The sequence below is a fragment of the Streptomyces sp. NPDC090127 genome (assembly GCF_044746945.1).
Classification (GTDB): domain Bacteria; phylum Actinomycetota; class Actinomycetes; order Streptomycetales; family Streptomycetaceae; genus Streptomyces.
In genome coordinates, this window is sequence record NZ_JBIVDE010000005.1 from 220,120 (window position 1) to 242,115 (window position 21,996).

Sequence of the window (21,996 nt, forward strand, 5' to 3'; positions counted from 1 at the left end):
ACGCGGGACGAGGGGGCGGGACGGCACGGTGTTTCACGTGAAACATCTCCAGCGGCCCGCCCGGCGGGCCCTCCTCGTCGTCCATGTCGCCGTCTCCGTGTCATGGCTCGGGCTCAGCGTGGGCCTGCTGGCGCTCGGCATCACGGCCTACACCACGGGCGACCTCTCGCTCACCGAAGCCGCCTACCGAGCGATGAAGGTGTTCGCGGACTGGCTGCTCGCCCCGGTAGCCGTGGTGACCCTGGCGAGCGGGCTGGTGCTCTCCCTGGGCACTCCCTGGGGGCTGGCCCGACACCGCTGGGTCTGGACCAAGTTCTGGATCACTTTGGCCACCGCGGCAGCGACCGTGTTCGCTCTGCGCCCGGAGATCGAGCACGCGGCGGCGGCCGGGACACCGGACCCCAGCCTGGTGGTGGCCCCGACCGTCTCCATGGTGGCCTATCTCTTCATGACCGCCATCTCGGTGCTGAAGCCCTGGGGGCTGACGCGCCGGGGGCGGCGTCTACGGCTCTCGGCCAGTTCCCGCAAACCGCTGGACGGATGATCACCGTGTCCGACAGCCTGAGCGCCATGCCTACGTCGCTCACCCCGCTCGACCAGCTCCCCATCCGGATCCTCACCCCCGAGGACCTCATCGCCTGCGCCGACCTCTCGGAGAACCGGGGCTGGCTGCGCGAGGAGCACAAGTGGAACCTCCTGCTGACTGCGGGGACGGGCTACGGCATCGACGACCCGGACGGCAAGGGGCTCGTGGCGGCGAGCGTGGTCACCTCGTACGGACCCGAGCTCGCCGCGATCGGCATGGTGCTGGTCGCCGACCGGTACGCCCGCCGCGGAGTGGGCCGCCGACTGATGCGCCACGTGCTGTCGGAGATGGGGGACACCCCGCTCACGCTGCACGCGACCCCGAACGGGAAGCCGCTCTACGAGCAGCTGGGTTTCGTGCAGTCGGGCCGCGCCGAAATGCTCCGCGGCCAGTTCACCGGGGCAGTGGCGGCGCCGGACGTTGCGACGCGCGCCGCCACCGCCGACGACCTTCAGACGATCCTCGCCCTGGACACCGAGATCTTCGGCCTGGACCGCACCCCTATGCTCACCCGGTTGCCGGCCTTCGCGGACCAGCTCCGCGTCGCCGAGGCGGACGGCGAGGTCATCGGCTTCGCGGCGGCATGGCCGAACATGGACACGCATGTCATCGGCCCGCTGATCGCGCGTGACACGGCCACCGCCCAGGCCCTCGTCGCCTCCCTGGCCGCCGCCACGGACCGCCCGCTCCGCACGGACATCGACGTACGGCACGAGACCCTGATCGGCTGGCTCAAGGCGAACGGACTCGGCCCGATCGCGTTCAACGCGGTCATGGTGCGCTCGGTGCCCGACCTCCCCGGCGACTGGAGCCGCCGGTTCGCTCCTCTCACCGTCGCGGCGGGATGAAGCCCGAGTAATTGCACACGCGGGTTTTTTCATTCTTCGTCTACCCTGGGAGCAGCCGCTCCGGACCGAGGAGAGACACATGACCGCGACCGACCCCGCCCTCACCGCCCTCTCCCAGGGTTGGTGCGCCCTTTCGCTGCTCCACGGCAGGATCGAATCCCACATCGAGCGCGCGCTGGAGTCCCGGCACGGACTGAGCGTGCGCGAGTACTCCCTGCTCGATGTGCTCAGCCGCCAGCACAGCGGTCCCGGCGGGCACCTTCAGATGAAGCAGGTCGCGGACGCCGTCGTGCTCAGCCAGAGCGCCACCACGCGCCTGGTGACCCGGCTCGAGGACCGCGGTCTCCTCACCCGCTACCTCTGCGCCACCGACCGTCGGGGCATCTACACCGATGTCACCGAGGCCGGCATGCAGCTGCTCGCGGAGGCCCGTCCCACCAACGACGGGGCCCTGCGCGAGGCGCTCGACGAAGCGGCGAAGAACCCCGAGCTGGCTCCCCTGGTCCGCGTCGTCGAAGGCCTTCACGTTCCCGCCTGACCGGTACCGGTGGCGAAGGCCATCCCGCTCCCGTCGGACCGGTGCCGGACCGCCACCCGTTCACCCGGCCCCGACGCGAGGCGTACTCTGCGCCTCATGAGCGATCTTGAGATACGGCGCGCCACAGCCGCGGATCTGCCGGACATCGTCGCGATGCTCGCCGACGATCTGCTGGGCGCCCAGCGAGAGTCCCCCGACGACCTCACGCCGTACGCCACCGCCTTCCAGCGGCTGGCCCAGGACCCTCAGCAGCATCTGATGGTGGCCGTGCGTGGTGACACGGTGGTCGGCACGCTTCAGCTCACCGTCATCCCCGGGCTCTCCCGCCGGGGCTCCACACGGTCGCTCATCGAAGGCGTGCGCATCCCCGCGCAGGAGCGGGGCAGCGGCCTGGGAACGCGGCTCATCGAGTGGGCCATCGAGGAGTCCCGCCGTCAGCACTGCCAACTCGTCCAGCTGACCTCCGACGCCACACGCACCGACGCCCACCGCTTCTACGAACGCCTTGGGTTCGAGGCGTCCCACCTGGGCTTCAAGATGAACCTCTGACCGTTTCACGTGAAACATCCGGCTCAGAGGCCGCGCCACCCGGCTTCGTCCACTCCACCCGGCACAGCATCGCCCTGCTCGTACGGCTCCCGGGTGAAGACGAAGGAGCCGAGGTCGAGATGGCTCACCGAGCCGTCCGGGCGCCGCACGGCCCGGAGGTTCTCTCCCAGGTAGTAGCCGTTGAGCCCGACCCAGCCGCCGTCGGGCAGGGCTCGGAACGTCGCCCGTCGCCCAGGGCCGCGCAGCGGTTCGAGGGTCACACCCCGGTCCGGGCCGAGGCGCAGCCCGAACACGTAGGTCCCCCAGTACCAGGGGCCGGTCAGCTCCAGCAGCTCCTGGTCCACCTCGGCCTCGGGAAGCGGCCGCCAGGGCTCGGGGAAGCGGGGCTCGGCCTCCGCGACGATCTGCACGAGCTCGCCGGCCAGTGCCGCCATCTGTGGCCCGGACGTGGCGTTGGCGAGCGTGACCGCGGCGACCCCGTCCTCGACGCTCACCCAGAGGCAGGCCACGAAGCCCGGCAGCGACCCGGTGTGACCGATCAGCATCCGGTCGTCCCAGCGCAGCAGCTGAACCCCCAGCCCGTACCCGCCTTCCCGGTCACCGGCGCCGGGCGCCACGGCAGGCGTACGCATCTCCTCGACCGAGGCAGCGCAGAGGACCCGGTCGTCGCCCTGGGCGAGAAATCCGGCGAACCGGCAGAGGTCCTCGGCGGTCGACCACAGCTGCCCGGCCGGCGCCATCAGCCCGAGGTCCTCGGAGGGCTCGGGAAGCATCACATCGGCCCACGGGTGGACAGCCCAGCCACCGGCGTGCGGCGCGACCGGCTGCGCGCTCGTCCGCGCCAGGCCCAGCGGCTCCAGGATCTCGCTGCGCAGCGCCTCCTCCCAGGAGACCCCACGCATCGCCTCTACGAGCGAACCGAGCAACGTGTACCCGGGGTTGGAGTAGTGGAAGCGCCGCCCGACCGCGTGACGGAGCGGCTCCTCACCGAGCACGTCGGCCAACTCGGGCCGTACGGTCCCGGGTGTGCGCTCCCACCACGGAGCCGGGGCCTCGGCCGCAAGCCCGGCGCTGTGGCCGAGGAGTTGGGCGATGGTCACCTCACCGACACCCGTTCCCGAAAGGTGCTTCTCCAGCGGGTCGTTGAGGTCCAGCAGTCCCTCGTCACGGAGGCGCATCACCAGGACGGCGGTGAACACCTTGGTGAGGGAACCGATCCGGTACTGGGTGTCGCCGTCCGGGTCATGCCCGTCCACACAGCTACGGGATCCGCTCCACACCATCTTCCCGTCGCGGACCACGGCCCCGACGAGCGAGGGCGAGCGCCCCTCGGACTGGGCGACGGCGACACGGTGCAGCAGGGCCCGTTCGGTACTGGGAAGCAGCGCTTCGAAGGGTGAGGAGGTCATGGACCGATCCAACGCCGCCTGCGGGCGGGAGTCGACCACATTTCCCGTCGGATGTTCGCGTGGCGATACGCGTGTTCGGTGTGAAGGCAACGCCGTCGGCCAGCGCCGCAAGGCCCGAACGACTGCCGAAGCGTCCCAGCACCCCATCCCAAGCAGCGGCGTTCCCGCAGGTCAGACCCGCCTCAGCATCCCAGCGTCCCTGATGCTCCGCCGCCGCTTGCCGGCACCTTCCTGGAACGGCTTCTCTGTTGCCGAGCCGGACGGAACGCCGACCGGCCGCACCACTTCGTCAGTTACCGCACGGGGGAATCCCATGAAGCTCACGCACACCGCCAAGACCTTCCTCACCGGCCTCACGCTCGTCAGCGCCCTCGCTCTGACCGCCTGCAGCGGTGACACCACCGGCCCGAGCGCGACGCCCACCGGCTCGGCCTCCAGCGCCACGGGAGGCGGCACCAGCAGCCCGGACAAGACCTCCAGCGGCGGCGGCGGCGGCAGCACGCCGGGCAGCACCACCGCGGGCAACAGCGTCGGCGCCAACGGAAGCGGCCAGGGCAAAAGCGGGGGCACGTCGGGAGGCGAAGGTACCGCAGCCGGCAACGGCGGGAACTCGGGAAAGTCGATCGGTATCTGCCGCACCGACGAGCTGGAGATCAGCGCCGTCGACAACACGATCGACGCCTCGGAGGGCATCGTCACCGTCCAGCTCAAGAACGGTGGCGGCCGTGACTGCATCATCCACGGCTTCGCCGGGGTGGACCTGAAGACAGCCGCGGGCGACACCCTGTCCGTCACCCGCAACAGCGAGAAGCCGGTGCGCGCCGTCATCAAGGACGGCGAGTCCGCCGCCTTCAACATCACGTTCCCGGTCAACAACTCCGGCGGCTCCGGCGTGCGCGTGGCCAAGATCCTCGTCACCCCGCCGAACGAGACCAAGACCGTCACCCTGGACTGGCCCGCCGGCACCCTGCCGGTCGAGAACCCGGACTCCCCCGGCCTCCCGCTCCAGATCAACCCGGCCGGCAAGGTCGGCTAGGCCCTCGCACGCCCCCTGTGGCCGGGAACACTCCGGCGACAGGGGTGTAGGGTCTCGCTTTCGTTGTCATATGGCGACGCTGTGACCTGCGGGTCTTGGCGGTGTCTCACGCGGGTTGGCACAGGTTCTGTCTCACGGACATGTCATTTCCTCGAAGCCATCCTGGCTCGCCGGCTCACAGCCGGGTTCTCTCCAATGTCACCCAAAGAGCAGTTCGACGTTCGAGTCGACGCAGATGTTCAACACGATCACGAGCTGTCGGGCGTCCTCGATGTGCCGCGAGACAGTGGGGCCGCCTTCCACGGTCTCCCACTCCGTGATGATCTCGGCCAGCCGGGGCAGGACCCTGGCGCAGTCGGCGGCGGATAGATCACCGGAATCGTCAGGATGGTCCAGCAGGGACTCAAGCGTCGATGAGATCTCGCTCCATTGCCGGTCCCCGCCGAAACCCCACATGTCCGGCAGCGTGAACCCCTCAGCCTGCGCCAAGCGCTGGCGGAAGGCGCTGAAACCCGAGTAGGACCAGCTGATGTCCGGGCTGGTGAGGTCACCGTCCCCAGGGAACAGGCACAATCCCACGAAGCCTCCTCGATCGAGACTTCATGATCGAGCTGGCAGGGCGGGTGCGGCAAGTGACTATCCGCCCCGAGCGAGCAATCACGACGGCAGGGCTGCGATCTGCCGACGGGCTGAGTCCCAGACCTCCTCGAACTGGTCAGAGGTCAGCTCCTCCGGATCGTGGCCTTCCCATTCAGAGACGGGCAGTTCTGCTGTGATCCCGAACCTGTTGTCGTACTCGTCGAGGCGGCCTGCGTCGCGGGCCTGCTGGCATTCGGCGAGGGAGGCGGCTGCGATCGGGATCAGCTCAGGCCCTTCGAGCTCGATCTGCCGGGTCACCCAACCTTCGGCGTCGACCTCGAAGTAGAACCAGACGTCTTCCTCGTCCCAGTAGCAGCACATCCATGTCGTCACCAGCACATGATGACAACATGCCCTGTCTGCTCGCCGGGGCAATGTCAGAGCCGTGTTGGAGGATCACGCCATGCTGATTACGACTGATGAGGCGGGCCGCGTGGTGAAGAAGCCCTCGAAGCCAGCGATAGGCAGGATGCTGGCCAACCTCCAACGCGGTAACGCGCATCTGATTCTGGAGCGCGTGGAGGAGGGCACGGAAGGCAGCTGGTATGTCCAGGTGTTGCTGCGTGACGACAACACGTACCAACTCGAATTCCGGGACGGCGTGGCAGCCGAGCACTATCAGACGCGGACCGTGTCCCAGGAGAAGGTCTTGTCCGCGATGCTCGGCTGGGCGGCCGGCATGGCCGACTGGAAGGTCGACTTCATATGGAACAACATCGGCTCGCAGTTCGAGGCGGATGACGCTCAACATCAGGGCTGACATGACCTGGTGCTGACGACTGCTCACGACGACGGCGAATTCCTCAGACACGTGTCAGAGTGCAGCGAGCTCGACATCTTGTCCGACGGAGCTCATCGTCCGTCTTCATCATCGAAATCGTAGGGCGGAATAGTCCATCGCATCACTGCCTGACTGGCCTCGTCCGCTTCGAGCGTGACGGGGTAGACCTGGCCGGCGAGTCGTTCACCGCGGTGTCTCATCGAGTGATCTCCCTGGTCCCAGTCGATGCCGAGCACCTGACAGCCGCCGATCTCGATCGCACCGAGGTGGAGCGGATGGTGCCACCCTGCCCGTCTGAACCGGTAGAAGTCGGTGTGAGTATCGAGCGAGACTGCGACACCCTTGCCTTGGAGACCACCTCGCCACGTGGTGAGTTCGGCAGCGAGCGTCTCTGCTTCGACCAGGGGCATATCGAGCCATCCATGCGGTCCGTCATGCCGATGCTTTGCGATCGGCTCGCCGCCGAATTGAGCGTGCGCGTCGTCCTTGTAACGGCCCCAGTAGGTGACGTCGGCGAGCCCATCGGCTGGCTCGCTGTCCATCCCTGTCCACGCGTCGAGCCCCGAGGCGTCGCCGAGCACCATGCCGCACCGGTCGACGGGCAGGTCTCCAAGCCGGATAAGCGTTGCTCGGTCGGCAGTCTCGGGCCACGGCAGACCGAGGTCGACTTCCAGCATCGCGATCGTCGGCTCGTCGTCGAACGGCGACGGAGAGGTAGTCGCCCGCACCCTCAGTGGCTGATCGTCGACCACAGGGACTGCGACCGCCTCACACAGCCACTCATGGACATGACCTCCCCCCGATGCCGCCAATGTCCTGGCACGTTCAGACAAGGGCTGACCCAGTTCCCGCCAGTAGTCGATCCACCCGGCCATCCCCAGCACGAGCACGCCGGAGGGTGCGGTCACGAGACCCTACAGGGGGCGCCGTTACGTCTGCGCCATGTCCACGAAGCGGGAGTAGTGGCCCTGGAAGGCCACGGTGATCGTCGCCGTCGGGCCGTTTCGGTGCTTGCCCACGATGATGTCGGCCTCGCCCGCGCGGGGTGACTCCTTCTCGTAGGCGTCCTCACGGTGCAGCAGGATGACCATGTCCGCGTCCTGCTCGATCGAGCCGGACTCACGCAGGTCGGAGACCATCGGCTTCTTGTCGGTGCGCTGCTCGGGGCCACGGTTCAGCTGGGAGAGCGCGATCACCGGCAGTTCGAGCTCCTTGGCCAGGAGCTTGAGGTTTCGCGACATGTCCGAGACTTCCTGCTGGCGGCTCTCCTGCCGCTTGGAGCCACCCGACTGCATCAGCTGCAGATAGTCGATGACCACGAGCTTGAGCCCGGCGCGCTGCTTCAGCCGACGGCACTTGGCGCGGATCTCCATCATTGACAGGTTCGGGGAGTCGTCGATGTACAGCGGTGCCTGGGAGACGTCCGGCATCCGGCGCGCCAGCCGGGTCCAGTCCTCGTCGGTCATGGTGCCGGAGCGCATGTGGTGCAGCGCGACCCGGGCCTCTGCCGAGAGCAGGCGCATCGCGATCTCGTTGCGGCCCATTTCGAGGGAGAAGATGACGCTGGGGAGGTTGTGCTTGATGGAGCAGGCCCGCGCGAAGTCCAGGGCGAGCGTCGACTTACCCATGGCGGGACGGGCCGCGATGATGATCATCTGGCCCGGGTGCAGACCGTTGGTGAGCTGGTCGAGATCGGTGAAGCCGGTCGGCACACCGGTCATCTCGCCGCTGCGGGAGCCGATCGCCTCGATCTCGTCGAGCGCACCCTCCATGATGTCGCCGAGCGGGAGGTAGTCCTCGGTCGTGCGCTGTTCGGTGACCGCGTAGATCTCGGCCTGCGCCGAGTTCACGATCTCGTCGACATCGCCGTCGGCCGCGTATCCCATCTGCGTGATCTTGGTGCCGGCCTCCACGAGGCGGCGCAGCACGGCCCGCTCATGGACGATCTCCGCGTAGTACGCCGCGTTGGCCGCGGTCGGTACCGACTGGACGAGCGTGTGCAGATACGAGGCGCCGCCGACGCGGGTGATCTCGCCGCGCTTGGTGAGCTCCGCGCCGACCGTGATCGGGTCGGCCGGCTCGCCCTTCGCGTACAGGTCGAGGATGGCCGCGTAGACCGTCTCGTGGGCGGGCTTGTAGAAGTCGTGGCCCTTGATGATCTCCACGACGTCCGCGATGGCGTCCTTGGAGAGCAACATGCCGCCGAGCACGGACTGCTCGGCGTCGAGATCCTGCGGGGGCACCCGCTCGAAACCGGACAGGCCGCTGTCCCACGGCCCGCCGTCGCTGCCGCGGTCGTGCTGGTCCTCGCGGCCCCGTCCCCGCCCACGACCCTCACCGCGGGGGCGCGCGACGGGCAGTCGGTCGCTCGGTCCGCTGTCGGTCCAGGGGTCGTCCAAGGGCTCGGGAATGCTCACCCAGCCACCTCCTCCCGTCCGCTCCGCGGACCTCGCCGTGCCACTCTTTCTTACGCCACGGCTCGGACAAACAAGAGGCTTTGACTCCGCTTCTGGCGCGTCGGGCGCCGGACCACGGTAGGCCCGCGGGCACCGTCAGCCAATCTGGTTATCCACAGGGCCTGTGGGTGAAGGACCAGATGCTGTGGAGAACCCCGCCGATCCTGTGCACGGACCGGGGGACAGTCATGTGGACAAACTCATAGCGGACCCCGCAGCACCACCCTGACCTGCATGTCTTCCATCCACCGGCTGTGGGGGAGAAAAACTTTTCCCTCCGGACCAAGATCAGAACAAACGGCGCACACCCGAGGTTCCACAGGGGAGCAATGTAAGGACCTCAGACACATTGCATCTCTTACCTGTGGAAGATTAGATTTGACCCATGACCCAGGCTCCCCCGACCCCCAAGGCCGTCCGTCGGCAGCACGACCGCGAGATCGTCTCCCTCGCGCTGCCGGCCTTCGGCGCACTCGTCGCCGAGCCCCTCTTCCTGATGGTCGACAGTGCCATTGTCGGCCATCTCGGCACCCCTCAGCTCGCCGGTCTCGCCATCGCCGCAGCGCTGCTCACGACGGCGGTCAGCGTCTTCGTGTTCCTCGCCTACGCGACCACGGCCGCTGTCGCCCGTCGCGTGGGAGCCGGTGACCTCAAGGCGGCCATCCGCCAGGGCATGGACGGCATCTGGCTCGCGCTCCTTCTCGGAGCAGCCGTGGTCGCCGCCACGCTGCCCACCGCACCCTGGCTGGTCGACCTCTTCGGAGCCTCCGACACAGCGGCCCCCTACGCCACCACGTACCTGCGGATCTCCATCCTGGGCATCCCCGCCATGCTCGTGGTCCTGGCCGCCACCGGCGTCCTGCGAGGCCTCCAGGACACCCGTACACCGCTCTACGTCGCCATCGGCGGCTTCACGGCCAACGCGCTGCTCAATGTGGGCTTCGTCTACGGCGCCGGAATGGGCATCGCCGGCTCGGCCTGGGGAACGGTCATCGCGCAGTTCGCCATGGCTGCCGTGTACCTCGTCGTGGTCGTCAGGGGCGCACGGCGCCACGGCGCCTCCCTGCGCCCCGACGCGGCCGGCATACGGGCCAGTGCCCACGCGGGCGTCCCTCTGCTCGTCCGTACGCTCTCCCTGCGCGCGGTCCTGATGATCGCCACCGCCGTCGCGGCCCGCATGGGCGATGCCGAGGTGGCCGCCCACCAGATCATCCTGTCCCTGTGGAGCCTGATGGCCTTCGCCCTCGACGCGATCGCGATCGCCGGTCAGGCCATCATCGGGCGATACCTCGGCGCCGACGACGCCGGGGGCGCCAAGCAGGTCTGCCGCCGCATGGTCCAGTGGGGCGTGCTGTCCGGAATCGTTCTGGGCGCACTCCTCGTCGTGGCCCGCCCCCTCTTCGTCCCGCTCTTCACCGGCGACACGACGGTTCAGGACACCCTGCTCCCGGCGCTGCTTGTCGTCGCGGTCTCCCAGCCGATCGCCGGAGTGGTCTTCGTCCTCGACGGTGTCCTCATGGGTGCGGGCGACGGCCCGTATCTGGCGTGGGCCATGCTCCTCACCCTGGCCGTCTTCGCTCCGGTCGCCCTCCTGGTCCCCACGCTCGGCGGCGGGCTCACGGCGCTCTGGTGGGCGATGACGCTGATGATGACCGTCCGGCTGGTGACCCTCTGGCTGAGGTCGCGTTCCGGCCGCTGGATCGTCACCGGCGCCACGCGCTGAATGTTTCACGTGAAACGGCGGAAGGGCCGCACCCCGAGGGGTGCGGCCCTTCCGTACTGCTGAGAGCAGCGTTACGCGGCGACAACCTCGACGCCGAGCTTCGCGGCAACCTCGGGGTGCAGACGCACGGACACCTGGTGCGAGCCCAGGGTCTTGATCGGCGAACCGAGCTCGACGCGACGCTTGTCGACGTCGGGGCCACCCGCGGACTTGATCGCCGTGGCGATGTCGGCCGGGGTCACGGAGCCGAAGAGGCGGCCGGCGTCGCCGGAGCGAACGGCCAGACGCACCTTCACGCCCTCGAGCTGGGCCTTGATCTCGTTGGCCTGCTCGATGGTCGCGATCTCGTGGATCTTGCGGGCGCGGCGGATCTGCGCCACGTCCTTCTCGCCACCCTTGGTCCAGCGGATCGCGAAACCACGCGGGACCAGGTAGTTGCGAGCGTAACCGTCCTTGACGTCGACGACATCGCCGGCGGCACCGAGGCCAGAGACCTCGTGGGTGAGGATGATCTTCATTTTTCGGTCACCCTTCCCTTATCGCGCGGTGGACGTGTAGGGCAGCAGCGCCATCTCACGGCTGTTCTTCACGGCCGTGGCGACGTCACGCTGGTGCTGCGTGCAGTTGCCGGTCACGCGGCGGGCACGGATCTTGCCACGGTCGGAAATGAACTTCCGCAGCATGTTCGTGTCCTTGTAGTCCACGTACGCGGTCTTGTCCTTGCAGAACGCGCAGACCTTCTTCTTAGGCTTGCGCACAGGCGGCTTCGCCATGGTGTTTCTCCTGTGTGATCAAGAAGTTTGGGTACGAGCCGTCTTCCAGGGGAGTGCCCTAGAAGGGGGGCTCGTCCGAGTAGCCGCCGCCGCTGGAGTTTCCACCCCAGCTGCCTCCGCCGCCCTGCTGCTGGCCGCCGCCGGCCGGCGCGCTGGTCGCCCACGGGTCGTCGGCGGGAGCACCGCCACCACCCTGCTGGCCACCGCCGGAGTTTCCACCCCAGCTACCGCCGCCGCCCTGCTGCTGACCGCCGCCACCGTAGCCACCCTGGCCACCGCGACCGGTGGTCTTGGTGACCTTGGCCGTGGCGTTCTTGAGACTGGGGCCGACTTCGTCGACGTCCAGCTCGTAGACCGTGCGCTTGACGCCCTCGCGGTCCTCATAGGACCGCTGCTTCAGACGACCCTGCACCACGACACGCATGCCGCGCTGGAGGGACTCGGCGACGTTCTCCGCCGCCTGACGCCACACCGAGCAGGTCAGGAACAGGCTCTCGCCGTCCTTCCACTCATTGGTCTGACGGTCGAAGGTGCGGGGGGTGGACGCGATACGGAACTTCGCGACCGCCGCACCGGACGGGGTGAAGCGCAGCTCGGGGTCGTCGACAAGATTGCCGACGACCGTGATGACGGTCTCGCCTGCCATTGGATGAACCTCTCGGCGGGATTGCTTCTGGCTGCTTACTGCTACTCGAACCCGATGACCTCTGAGCTAGAAGCTCAGTGGGTCTCGGGACGGAGGACCTTGGTCCGGAGGACCGACTCGTTCAGGTTCATCTGTCGGTCGAGCTCCTTGACGACCGCAGGCTCGGCCTGCAGGTCGATGACCGAGTAGATGCCCTCGGGCTTCTTCTTGATCTCGTAGGCGAGACGACGACGGCCCCAGGTGTCGACCTTCTCGACCTTTCCGTTGCCCTCACGGACGACAGAAAGGAAGTTCTCGATCAGCGGGGAGACAGCGCGCTCCTCGAGATCGGGGTCGAGGATGACCATCACCTCGTAGTGACGCATGTGGAACCCACCTCCTTTGGACTCAGCGGCCACGGTCGTTCCGTGGCAGGAGGGTCGTGATGCGTAGACAACGGTATCCGCCACCACTGACAACCCCCTCGACCAGCGAGGAGGACGTCGGGTCCTTGGTGGACCTGGGCAGACACCGGTGCAGACCGTACAGAGTACCCGCACACCGGCTTCCGGTTGAAATCCGGTGGTGGGGGGACGCAATCTGTACACAACGGATGTCGGCGGCGCTACGATGCGCCGCCGTCCGGCAAGCACGCCAGGAGGTGCCCCATGGCACAGGCAATGCAACCCGACCCCGGACACTCTCTCCTCGCCACCGACGGCAAGCCGCACGTCCTCCAGGACACCCTGGTCGCCGTGACGCTCGTCCTCGGTGTGCTGGCCTTCATCACCGCGATGTTCCACCACCTGCACGTGCTGAGCTCCTGGGCAGGGCTGCTCGGGATCCTCACCGGCGCGTTCGGCCAGTTCATCTCCGTGACGACCAGGGAGCGCTTCGCGCTGATCGTCGGGCTCGGCGCCTCGGCGGTGGGCTTCTACCTCGGAATGTTCCACGGCGGCCTCGCCTGAGTGAGGCATCCGGGTCGCTCGCCGGTCCGAAGGACACACGTCCCATCGAGGCGCTCCCCGGTCACAGTAGGCTTCGGCGCGAGAGCCGGAGCCCCTGAACCGATGGGGACACACCTGCCGAGGAGCGCCCCGCATGAGCCTGACCCTGAGGACCATCAGCCGTGAGCAGCATCTGGCATTCATCCAGAGCCAGCCCTCGGCGAGCCACTGCCAGGTCCCGGCGTGGGCGGATGTGAAGACCGAGTGGCGCTCGGAGAACCTGGGCTGGTTCGACAAGTCCGGCGAACTCGTCGGCGCGGGCCTCGTGCTCTACCGCCAGCTGCCGAAGATCAAGCGCTACCTGGCCTACCTCCCCGAGGGCCCGGTCATCAACTGGTACGCCCCCAACCTCGACGACTGGCTGCAGCCGATGCTCGCGCATCTCAAGCAGCAGGGCGCCTTCTCCGTGAAGATGGGCCCGCCGGTCGTCATCCGGCGCTGGGACTCCGCCGCCATCAAGTCCGGCATCCAGGACCCGGACGTGAAGCGCCTGAAGGACGTCGAGGCCAGCCACATCGAGCCCCGCGCCTTCGAAGTCGCCGACCGGCTGCGGAAGATGGGCTGGCAGCAGGGTGAGGACGGCGGCGCCGGCTTCGGTGACGTGCAGCCCCGCTACGTCTTCCAGGTGCCGCTGGCCAACCGCTCGCTCGACGACGTCCTCAAGGGCTTCAACCAGCTGTGGCGCCGCAACATCAAGAAGGCCGACAAGGCCGGTGTCGAGGTCGTCCAGGGCGGCTACGAGGACCTCGCCGAGTGGCAGCGGCTGTACGAGATCACGGCCGTCCGCGACCACTTCCGCCCGCGCCCGCTCTCGTACTTCCAGCGCATGTGGACCGTCCTCAACAACGAGGACCCCAACCGCATGCGGCTGTACTTCGCCCGCCACAACGGTGTGAACCTCTCCGCCGCTACGATGCTCGTCGTCGGGGGGCACGTCTGGTACTCCTACGGCGCTTCCGACAACATCGGCCGCGAGGTCCGCCCGTCGAACGCGATGCAGTGGCGGATGCTGCGCGACGCCTACGCGATGGGCGCGACCGTCTACGACCTCCGCGGCATCTCGGACTCGCTGGACGAGACCGACCACCTCTTCGGCCTCATCCAGTTCAAGGTCGGTACGGGCGGCGAGGCGGTGGAGTACGTCGGTGAGTGGGACTTCCCGCTCAACAAGCTCCTGCACAAGGCGCTCGACATCTACATGTCGCGCCGCTGACGGTCCGGGCGTCCCGCCCGTAATCTCGTACGTACCCTCGTACACATCTTTGATCCACCGCAGCCACCAGAAAGGTTCCGGGCCGGCCATGGCGCTCTCCCTCTACGTCGACACCGCTCGTTGGCGAGCGCACCAGAAGACCGTGATCGACCAGTTCCCCGGTCTGATCCCGGTCTGCAAGGGCAACGGCTACGGCTTCGGCCACGAGCGGCTGGCCGACGAGGCCTCCCGGTTCGGTTCCGACATGCTGGCCGTGGGCACCACCTACGAGGCCGCGAAGATCAAGGACTGGTTCGGCGGTGACCTGCTCGTCCTCACCCCGTTCCGGCGGGGCGAGGAGCCGGTGCCGCTGCCGGACCGGGTGATCCGATCGGTGTCGTCCGTGGACGGCGTGCACGCGCTCGTGGGTGCCCGCGTGGTCATCGAGTGCATGAGCTCGATGAAGCGGCACGGCGTCCTGGAAGAGGACCTGGGGCGGCTGCACGCGGCCATCGAGGACGTACGGCTCGAGGGCTTCGCCCTGCACCTGCCCCTGGACCGCACGGACGGCACGGACGCGGTCGAGGAGGTCATCGGCTGGATGGACCGCCTGCGGGCCGCCCGGCTGCCCCTGCACACCATGTTCGTCAGCCACCTGCGGGCGGAGGAACAGGCCAGGCTCCAGCAGCAGTTCCCGCAGACCCGGTTCCGCGCCCGGATCGGCACCCGGCTCTGGCTGGGCGACCACGAGGCCACCGAGTACCGGGGCTCCGTCCTGGACGTCACCCGCGTCGCCAAGGGCGACCGCTTCGGCTACCGCCAGCAGAAGGCCGCCTCCGACGGCTGGCTGGTGGTCGTCGCCGGCGGTACGTCGCACGGGGTGGGCCTGGAGGCTCCCAAGGCGATGCACGGCGTGATGCCGCGCGCCAAGGGCGTGGCCCGCGCCGGCCTCGCCACCGTCAACCGGAACCTTTCGCCGTTCGTCTGGGCCGGCAAGCAGCGCTGGTTCGCCGAGCCTCCGCACATGCAGGTCTCGATCCTGTTCGTGCCGTCCGACGCCCAGGAGCCGAAGGTCGGCGACGAACTGGTGGCCCACCTGCGCCACACCACCACGCAGTTCGACCGGATCGTCGAGCGCTAGAGCCTGGCCGAAGGACAGACCCTGGTCCCGAAGGACAGGCCCTAGTCCCGAACGACCGCCCCTAGCCCCCCAGCCGCTCCCCGGGCGCCGCGTCCCGGGGGACGCCCGCCACTCCCCACTGCACCCGCGGTCCCTCCACGGCCGGGGCCGCGTGCCGGGCGGGGTGGGCGGCCCGGCCCCGTACGAAGACGTCCTCCGCGCCGTCCAGGACGCCCCCGGAGGGGTCGTCCGAGCCGTCCTGCCGCACCACGTCCCGTTCCGGCGCCAGGATGTCGCGTACGACCATGGCGCACAGGTACACCGTGCCGAGCAGGTGCAGGACGATCACGAAGTGGTAGCCGTCCGTCGGCAGCCCCTGCTTGTTGCCGCTGGTGGTGAAGGCCAGGTACATCCAGATGCCGAGGAAGTACATGACCTCGCACGCCTGCCAGACGAGGAAGTCCCGCCAGCGCGGCCGCGCCAGGGCCGCGAGCGGGATGAGCCACAGCACGTACTGCGGCGAGTAGACCTTGTTGGTCAGGACGAACGCGGCCACGATCAGGAACGCCAACTGCACGAAGCGGGGCCGGCGAGGTGCCGTCAGCGACAGGACGGCGAGGCCCACGCCCGCGAGCACCATCAGCAGCATCGTGTACGTGTTCGCGCTGCCCGGGGTGATCTGCTCGCCGCTGCGCTGGCTGATCAGCAGCCAGAGGGAGCCGAAGTCGACGTTCCGTTCCTCGTTGAACGTGTAGAACTGCTTCCACCCCTCGGGCGCGAGCAGCATGACCGGCAGGTTCACGACGAGCCACGCCCCGGCCGCGCCGATCAGCGCCGTACCGAACTCCCGCCATCGCCCCGCGCGCCAGCACAGCAGGAGCACCGGCCAGAGGATCAGGAACGGATAGAACTTGGCGGCGATCGCGAGGCCGAGCAGGACGCCGAAGGCGAGCGGGCGGCCGCGTGACCACATGAGAACGGCGGCGGAGGTCAGCGCCACGGCCAGCAGGTCCCAGTTGACGGTGGCCGTGAGCGCGAACGCGGGGGCCAGGGCGACCAGGAGGGCGTCCCAGGGGCGACGGCGGTGCGTACGGGCCACACAGACGGCCATGACGGCCGCGCAGACCATCAGCAGGCCCGCGTTGACCATCCAGTAGATCTGCTCGCGGTGCACCAGATCGCCGCCACCGGGCGTGAGCCAGGCCGCGACCTGCATGAACAGACCGGTCAGGACCGGGTACTCCAGAAACTCTATGTCGCCGCTCAGCCGGTCGAAGTACGGCACCAGGCCCTCGGAGAACCCGCGTCCGACGAAGAGGTGCGGGATGTCGGAGTAGCAGGCGTGGGTGTACTGGGAGGTGCTGCCCCGGAACCAGGCCCAGTCGTAGCAGGGGATCTTCTGCACCATGCCGAGCGCGAACATCCCGATGGCCACCAGCGCGATGACACGCACGGGGGTGATCGCCCCGAAGCCGAGCAGCGCCCGGCGGCCGATGGGCCCGCCGATCAGTTCGCTGCCCGCCGCGGCGACCTCGTCGCGACGGGTGGGGCACACGATCGCGGGGTCCTGCGGCCGGTCCTGCTGCGGACTCGTCTTGTGGAGGCTCGGCATGGGGACATCCTGCCGTACGCCCCCGAGAAACCGTGAGGGCCGCCGTACCCGCGCCGTACATGTGCGTACGTGTCGGATACGACGGCCCCAGGGCCGTTACCGGGCGAGGCCCGGTGGACGGGTCAGTCGCTGCCCAGCCAACCGTTTCCACCGCCGTTGGGCCTGCCGGTGGCGGTGTCCGTCGGGGTCGGTGACGTCGGTGTCGTAGGTGTCGACGGTGTCCCGCCGGGTCCACCGTCCTGACCGCCGTCCTGACCGCCGTTCTGGCCACCGTTGTCGTTGCACGGCCAGTCGAACACGCCACAGGACTCACTCGGGCTCGGCGAGCCGCTGGGCGTGCGCGACGGCGTCTGAGACGGAGTGACGGTCGGCGACGGGGTCTGCGACGGCGTCGGCGTCGGCGACGGGGTCGGGCTCGCGGCGCCGCCTCCGTAGACGATCTCGGCGTCCAGGTCCTCGGGCTCGGGGAAGGACTCGACCTTCATGCCCTGGAGCGCGTCGGTCATGTAGTCCTTCCAGATCTGCGAGGGGAAGGACGAACCGTGGATCTTGGGCTGAGCACCGGTGCCGAACATCGACAGGAACTTGCGACCCTTCTTGGACTCGTCGTCGTCGAAGCGGTACATGTCGATCGCGGTCGACAGATTGGGCGTGTAGCCCACGAACCAGGCCGAGTTGTTGCCGTCGGTCGTACCGGTCTTGCCGGCCACGTCACGGCCCGGGATCGCGGCCTTCCGGCCGGTGCCCTTCGGGTTCTCGACGACATCGCGCAGGACGTCGGTCACGTTGCTCGCGATCGCGGAGGAGAAGGCACGCTTGGGCTTCGACTCGTGCGTGTAGATGACCCGACCCTTCTCCTTCACCTCCTTCACCGAGAACGGATCGTTGCGCTCACCGTTGTTCGCGAAGGTCGCGTACGCGCCGGCCATCCGGATGGCGCTCGGGTCGGAGATACCGAGGGAGAACGACGGCACGTTGGCCTTGACCAGCGAGCTCTCGCGCAGACCGGCCTTGACCGCCGTCTCGCGGACCTGGTCGATGCCGACGTCCATGCCGAGCTGCACGTAGGGCGAGTTGGCCGAGCGGATCATCGCCTCGCGCAGGCTCATGGGGCCGTAGTTGGCGTCGTCGTCGTTGACCTGCTCCCACTCCTCGCCGTTCTCGTCGTGCCAGATCGTGCCGTCGTAGTTCTTGATCCGCAGCTTGTTCTTGCCGGAGTAGCGGCTCTTGTTCGGGTCGACGATCTTCCGGGTGCTCTGGTCCTGGGCCACGCCCTCGTCCGGGTCCCGCACGCCGTACTCCATGGCCGCGGCCAGGACGAACGGCTTGAATGTCGATCCGACCTGCGCACCGGTCTGGTCGGCGTTGTTGGTGAAGTGCTTGGTGGCGTCGGCGCCGCCGTAGATGGCGACGATCTCACCGGTCTTGGGGTTGACCGAGGCACCGCCGAACTGGACGTGGGTGTCTTCCTTCGGCCGCTTCTTCGGATCGATGTGCTCGGCGTAGACCTTCTTGATGGAATCCTCGAGCGCCTTGACCTTCTTCTTGTCGAAGGTCGTGTAGATCTCGTAGCCACCCCGGGCGAGCTGCTTCTCGTCCATCCCCGGGTGGTTGTTGATGAAGTTGGCCTTGGCCGTGCTCACCAGGTAACCGATCTGGCCGGTCAGCTGCGCGTTCTTCTTCGGCGGCTGCACCTTGGGGAAGGTCGGGTACTTGGCCCGGTCGGCTGCCGAAAGACCCTCGTCCTTGACCATCTCGTCGAGGATCCAGTTCCAGCGCTCGGTGGCCCGCTCCAGGTTCGCCTTCGGCGTCGCCCGGGGGTCGATCTCGGTGGAGCCTGCCGGGTCGTAGTAGGTCGCTCCCTTGAGGAGCGAGGCGAGGAAGGCGCACTCGCTCGGGTTCAGATCTCTGGAGTCCTTCTGGAAGTACGTCCGCGCCGCTGCCTGGATGCCGTAGGCACCGCGTCCGTAGTACGCGGTGTTCAGATAGCCCTCCATGATCTCGGGCTTCTCCATCTCGGTACCAACCTTGATGGAGATGAACAGCTCCTTGACCTTGCGGGACAGGGTCTGGGACTGGTCGTTGAGCAGGCTGTTCTTCACGTACTGCTGGGTGATGGTCGAGCCGCCCTGCGTCTGGCCACCCTTGGCCATGTTCCACACGGCACGCCCGATGCCCATGGGGTCGATGCCGGAGTCCTCGCGGAACGTCTTGTTCTCCGCCGAGATCACCGCGTTCTGCATCGCGGCCGGAATCTTGTCGATCCCCACGATCTGCCGGTTGACCTCGCCACCGGTCGCGGCCATCTGACTTCCGTCGGACCACAGGTAGACGTTGTTCTGCGCGGTGGCCGCCTCGTCCACGTTCGGAATGGCCACCTGGGAGTAGGCGATCGTGGCCGCGCCCATCAGGACGCCGAGGAACGCCAGGCAGAGCCCCGAGACGAGCTTCCAGGACGGCACCCAGCGGCGCCAGCCGTACTTGTCGTAGCGCGGGTAGTCGATGATCCGCTTCTTGCCCGGCGGACGGCCGCCCCCGCGGCCACGGCCCGGGCCACCGCCCTGTCCGCCGCCTCCGCCACGCCGGCCACCACCGTGACCGCCGTGACCTCCCGCGCCGCCGTCGGGAGCACGCCGACGTCCTCCCCGCTGGGCGGCGCGCCGGGCCTCGGCCCGCCCGCCGTAGGGGCGCTCCTCTTCTCCGTACCCCGACGAAGGGGAGCCGGTACTGACATCCCGTCCCTGAGCCGACCGGCGGCCCATGGGCTGCTGGGCGGCGCGCCGGGCCGCCGCACGGCCGCCACTCGGCGGCTGCGACTGCGGCATTTTGCGACGATGCTCGCTCATCGAACGACTACTCCTCGGGCAGGCGCGTGCGCCTGGAAGCGGCAGTTGAGTTCCGGTCCCCCCGAAATGCGCACGGCCTGACCTCACCAGAGGCCCCTCCGTAGCGCAGCCGATCACCCGGATCACTGACGCCTTGCGGCGTCTCTCGGTTCCCGGTGGTCTGCATGCCGCAAGACTACGCACGGCCAAAACCCACCTAGGGCCGAAGTTCACCCCAAATCAGGCAAGTCGATTGCTGTGAATTGACGATGTGACGCCGGTCACCGTGGCCCCACTTGTCGCAGCAGTCTCGCCGTTCTATCGTCTGGATGTATCGAGTCGATACATCAGCACGGCATAAGGCACCCCGCGGCGGAGGAGGGCGACGGATGAGCAGACGCTCGGGAATCCTCGAGTTCGCCGTTCTCGGCCTGCTCCGGGAAGCGCCGATGCACGGGTACGAGCTGCGGAAGCGGCTCAATACCTCACTGGGCATCTTCCGGGCCTTCAGCTACGGGACCCTGTACCCCTGCCTCAAGACGCTGGTCGCCAACGGCTGGTTGATCGAAGAGCCGGGCAGCGCTCCCGAGGAGGCGCTCGCCGCTTCACTCGCAGGACGCCGCGCCAAGATCGTCTACCGGTTGACGGCCGAAGGTAAGGAGCACTTCGAGGAGCTCCTCTCCCACACCGGTCCGGACACCTGGGAGGACGAACACTTCGCCGCCCGCTTCGCCTTCTTCGGTCAGACCGAGCGCGAGGTGCGGATGCGGGTGCTGGAAGGCCGCCGCAGCCGGCTGGAGGAGCGCCTGGAGAAGATGCGCGCCTCTCTGGCCCGCACACGCGAACGCCTCGACGACTACACGCTTGAGCTGCAGCGGCACGGAATGGAGTCCGTGGAGCGCGAAGTGCGCTGGCTGAACGAGCTCATCGAGAGCGAGCGGGCGGGGCGGGATCAGCGATCCGGCCCCGACGCCCCCGCTCAGCACGACAACGATTCTGGAGAAACGGGCGGCCTGCCCCGGCACGGGGGCAGTACCCGGCCGGATCCGTCCGACGACACCGCCAAGTGAATCCCTGCATCCCGCAGGGCTTCCACGATCACACAGGGAGCAACCGGAATGGGTTCGGTTCGCGTAGCCATCGTCGGCGTGGGCAACTGCGCCGCCTCGCTGGTGCAGGGCGTCGAGTACTACAAGGACGCCGACCCGGCGTCCAAGGTGCCCGGCCTGATGCACGTCCAGTTCGGCGAGTACCACGTCGGTGACGTCGAGTTCGTCGCCGCCTTCGACGTGGACGCCAAGAAGGTCGGCCTCGACCTCTCCGACGCCATCGGCGCCAGCGAGAACAACACCATCAAGATCTGCGACGTCCCGAACACGGGCGTCACGGTGCAGCGCGGCCACACCCTGGACGGGCTCGGCAAGTACTACCGCCAGACGATCGAGGAGTCCGCCGAGGCCCCCGTCGACGTCGTGCAGGTCCTCAAGGACCAGCAGGTCGACGTGCTCGTCTGCTACCTGCCCGTGGGTTCCGAGGCCGCGGCGAAGTTCTACGCCCAGTGCGCCATCGACGCCAAGGTCGCCTTCGTCAACGCCCTCCCGGTCTTCATCGCCGGCACCAAGGAGTGGGCGGACAAGTTCACCGAGGCCGGTGTCCCGATCGTCGGTGACGACATCAAGTCCCAGGTCGGCGCGACCATCACGCACCGCGTGATGGCGAAGCTGTTCGAGGACCGCGGTGTCCGTCTTGAGCGCACCATGCAGCTCAACGTCGGCGGCAACATGGACTTCAAGAACATGCTCGAGCGCGACCGCCTCGAGTCGAAGAAGATCTCGAAGACCCAGGCCGTCACCTCGCAGATCCCCGACCGCGAGCTGGGCGAGAAGAACGTCCACATCGGCCCGTCGGACTACGTGGCCTGGCTGGACGACCGCAAGTGGGCGTACGTCCGCCTCGAGGGCCGCGCCTTCGGTGACGTTCCGCTGAACCTGGAGTACAAGCTCGAGGTCTGGGACTCCCCGAACTCGGCCGGTGTCATCATCGACGCGCTGCGCGCTGCGAAGATCGCCAAGGACCGTGGCATCGGTGGCCCGATCCTCTCCGCGTCCTCGTACTTCATGAAGTCCCCGCCGGTGCAGTACTTCGACGACGAGGCCTTCGCCAACGTCGAGAAGTTCATCAAGGGCGAGGTCGAGCGCTAAGCGCTGATCCACTTCGTCGTTCGAGGGTCCCCGGTCTTCCGCCCGGGGGCCCTCTTCGTATGTGAGTCTTGCTGCC

General features: G+C 68.0%; 23 protein-coding genes. 12 read left to right on the forward strand and 11 right to left on the reverse strand.

What is annotated here, in order from left to right; all coding sequences use genetic code 11:
• Positions 1-37: 37 nt before the first annotated feature.
• From ACIPPS_RS19880 to ACIPPS_RS19895, 4 genes are all read left to right on the forward strand, one after another.
• Positions 38-544: a DUF2269 domain-containing protein gene (locus ACIPPS_RS19880; RefSeq protein ID WP_401433605.1), complete on the forward strand. Its 507-nt coding sequence runs from the start codon at positions 38-40 to the stop codon at positions 542-544.
• 26 nt (positions 545-570) lie between these two features.
• Positions 571-1,434 carry a GNAT family N-acetyltransferase gene (locus tag ACIPPS_RS19885; protein WP_401433608.1) on the forward strand — a complete coding sequence of 288 codons (864 nt, stop codon included), beginning with the start codon at positions 571-573 and terminating at the stop codon, positions 1,432-1,434.
• Positions 1,435-1,513: 79 nt separating this feature from the next.
• Complete coding sequence (locus tag ACIPPS_RS19890) at positions 1,514-1,972, forward strand: MarR family winged helix-turn-helix transcriptional regulator (RefSeq protein WP_401433611.1); 459 nt, start codon at positions 1,514-1,516, stop codon at positions 1,970-1,972.
• A 96-nt stretch (positions 1,973-2,068) separates the two neighbouring features.
• Positions 2,069-2,521: a GNAT family N-acetyltransferase gene (locus ACIPPS_RS19895; protein ID WP_401433614.1), complete on the forward strand. Its 453-nt coding sequence runs from the start codon at positions 2,069-2,071 to the stop codon at positions 2,519-2,521.
• A gap of 23 nt (positions 2,522-2,544) precedes the next feature.
• Here ACIPPS_RS19895 and ACIPPS_RS19900 read toward each other — a convergent pair whose 3' ends face one another.
• Positions 2,545-3,930, reverse strand: a complete 1,386-nt coding sequence (locus ACIPPS_RS19900) for a serine hydrolase domain-containing protein (protein ID WP_401433616.1) — start codon at positions 3,928-3,930, stop codon at positions 2,545-2,547.
• A 313-nt stretch (positions 3,931-4,243) separates the two neighbouring features.
• On the opposite strand from ACIPPS_RS19900, the gene ACIPPS_RS19905 reads away from it, so the two are divergent.
• Positions 4,244-4,966 (forward strand): DUF4232 domain-containing protein, encoded by a 723-nt coding sequence (locus tag ACIPPS_RS19905; protein WP_401433619.1) that lies wholly within the window; start codon positions 4,244-4,246, stop codon positions 4,964-4,966.
• Between the two features lie 198 nt (positions 4,967-5,164).
• Here ACIPPS_RS19905 and ACIPPS_RS19910 read toward each other — a convergent pair whose 3' ends face one another.
• On the reverse strand, positions 5,165-5,545 hold the full coding sequence (locus ACIPPS_RS19910) for a hypothetical protein (protein ID WP_401433621.1): 381 nt from the start codon (positions 5,543-5,545) through the stop codon (positions 5,165-5,167).
• A 78-nt stretch (positions 5,546-5,623) separates the two neighbouring features.
• On the reverse strand, positions 5,624-5,926 hold the full coding sequence (locus ACIPPS_RS19915) for a hypothetical protein (protein WP_401434620.1): 303 nt from the start codon (positions 5,924-5,926) through the stop codon (positions 5,624-5,626).
• A gap of 82 nt (positions 5,927-6,008) precedes the next feature.
• On the opposite strand from ACIPPS_RS19915, the gene ACIPPS_RS19920 reads away from it, so the two are divergent.
• Positions 6,009-6,365 carry a hypothetical protein gene (locus ACIPPS_RS19920; RefSeq protein ID WP_401433624.1) on the forward strand — a complete coding sequence of 119 codons (357 nt, stop codon included), beginning with the start codon at positions 6,009-6,011 and terminating at the stop codon, positions 6,363-6,365.
• Positions 6,366-6,457: 92 nt separating this feature from the next.
• On the opposite strand, the gene ACIPPS_RS19925 is transcribed toward ACIPPS_RS19920, so the two are convergent.
• Both ACIPPS_RS19925 and dnaB read right to left on the reverse strand, forming a co-directional pair.
• On the reverse strand, positions 6,458-7,294 hold the full coding sequence (locus tag ACIPPS_RS19925) for a hypothetical protein (protein WP_401433627.1): 837 nt from the start codon (positions 7,292-7,294) through the stop codon (positions 6,458-6,460).
• A gap of 21 nt (positions 7,295-7,315) precedes the next feature.
• Positions 7,316-8,803, reverse strand: a complete 1,488-nt coding sequence (gene dnaB, locus ACIPPS_RS19930; protein WP_401433630.1) for a replicative DNA helicase — start codon at positions 8,801-8,803, stop codon at positions 7,316-7,318.
• Between the two features lie 424 nt (positions 8,804-9,227).
• Here dnaB and ACIPPS_RS19935 point away from each other — a divergent pair, with 424 nt between their 5' ends.
• Positions 9,228-10,565 carry an MATE family efflux transporter gene (locus ACIPPS_RS19935; RefSeq protein ID WP_401433633.1) on the forward strand — a complete coding sequence of 446 codons (1,338 nt, stop codon included), beginning with the start codon at positions 9,228-9,230 and terminating at the stop codon, positions 10,563-10,565.
• A 71-nt stretch (positions 10,566-10,636) separates the two neighbouring features.
• On the opposite strand, the gene rplI is transcribed toward ACIPPS_RS19935, so the two are convergent.
• The 4 genes from rplI to rpsF form a co-directional block, all read right to left on the reverse strand.
• A complete protein-coding gene (gene rplI, locus ACIPPS_RS19940; RefSeq protein ID WP_315894947.1) occupies positions 10,637-11,083 on the reverse strand; it encodes a 50S ribosomal protein L9 in 447 nt (148 codons plus the stop codon).
• Positions 11,084-11,101: 18 nt separating this feature from the next.
• Positions 11,102-11,338 (reverse strand): 30S ribosomal protein S18, encoded by a 237-nt coding sequence (rpsR, locus tag ACIPPS_RS19945; protein WP_005315025.1) that lies wholly within the window; start codon positions 11,336-11,338, stop codon positions 11,102-11,104.
• Between the two features lie 58 nt (positions 11,339-11,396).
• Positions 11,397-11,984, reverse strand: coding sequence for a single-stranded DNA-binding protein (locus ACIPPS_RS19950; protein WP_401433637.1), 588 nt, complete (start codon positions 11,982-11,984; stop codon positions 11,397-11,399).
• A gap of 74 nt (positions 11,985-12,058) precedes the next feature.
• Positions 12,059-12,349: a 30S ribosomal protein S6 gene (gene rpsF, locus ACIPPS_RS19955; RefSeq protein WP_004950685.1), complete on the reverse strand. Its 291-nt coding sequence runs from the start codon at positions 12,347-12,349 to the stop codon at positions 12,059-12,061.
• 282 nt (positions 12,350-12,631) lie between these two features.
• On the opposite strand from rpsF, the gene ACIPPS_RS19960 reads away from it, so the two are divergent.
• The 3 genes from ACIPPS_RS19960 (at position 12,632) to ACIPPS_RS19970 (ending at position 15,303) form a co-directional block, all read left to right on the forward strand.
• Positions 12,632-12,931: a hypothetical protein gene (locus ACIPPS_RS19960; RefSeq protein ID WP_361960243.1), complete on the forward strand. Its 300-nt coding sequence runs from the start codon at positions 12,632-12,634 to the stop codon at positions 12,929-12,931.
• Positions 12,932-13,064: 133 nt separating this feature from the next.
• A complete protein-coding gene (locus ACIPPS_RS19965; protein ID WP_391800041.1) occupies positions 13,065-14,183 on the forward strand; it encodes a lipid II:glycine glycyltransferase FemX in 1,119 nt (372 codons plus the stop codon).
• An 88-nt stretch (positions 14,184-14,271) separates the two neighbouring features.
• Positions 14,272-15,303 (forward strand): alanine racemase, encoded by a 1,032-nt coding sequence (locus ACIPPS_RS19970; protein ID WP_401433641.1) that lies wholly within the window; start codon positions 14,272-14,274, stop codon positions 15,301-15,303.
• A gap of 61 nt (positions 15,304-15,364) precedes the next feature.
• Here the strand turns inward: ACIPPS_RS19970 and ACIPPS_RS19975 are convergent, their stop codons facing one another.
• Together ACIPPS_RS19975 and ACIPPS_RS19980 are read right to left on the reverse strand one after the other, a co-directional pair.
• Entirely contained in the window at positions 15,365-16,894 is a 1,530-nt protein-coding gene (locus tag ACIPPS_RS19975; RefSeq protein ID WP_401433644.1) for a glycosyltransferase family 87 protein, read from the reverse strand.
• Between the two features lie 122 nt (positions 16,895-17,016).
• A complete protein-coding gene (locus tag ACIPPS_RS19980; protein ID WP_401433646.1) occupies positions 17,017-19,740 on the reverse strand; it encodes a transglycosylase domain-containing protein in 2,724 nt (907 codons plus the stop codon).
• A gap of 368 nt (positions 19,741-20,108) precedes the next feature.
• Between ACIPPS_RS19980 and ACIPPS_RS19985 the strand changes: the two genes are divergently transcribed.
• The gene (locus ACIPPS_RS19985) at positions 20,109-20,789 is read left to right on the forward strand and encodes a helix-turn-helix transcriptional regulator (protein WP_401433649.1); all 681 of its coding nucleotides are present in this window, start codon (positions 20,109-20,111) and stop codon (positions 20,787-20,789) included.
• 48 nt (positions 20,790-20,837) lie between these two features.
• Positions 20,838-21,920: an inositol-3-phosphate synthase gene (locus ACIPPS_RS19990; protein WP_401433652.1), complete on the forward strand. Its 1,083-nt coding sequence runs from the start codon at positions 20,838-20,840 to the stop codon at positions 21,918-21,920.
• The last annotated feature ends 76 nt before the right edge of the window (positions 21,921-21,996 follow it).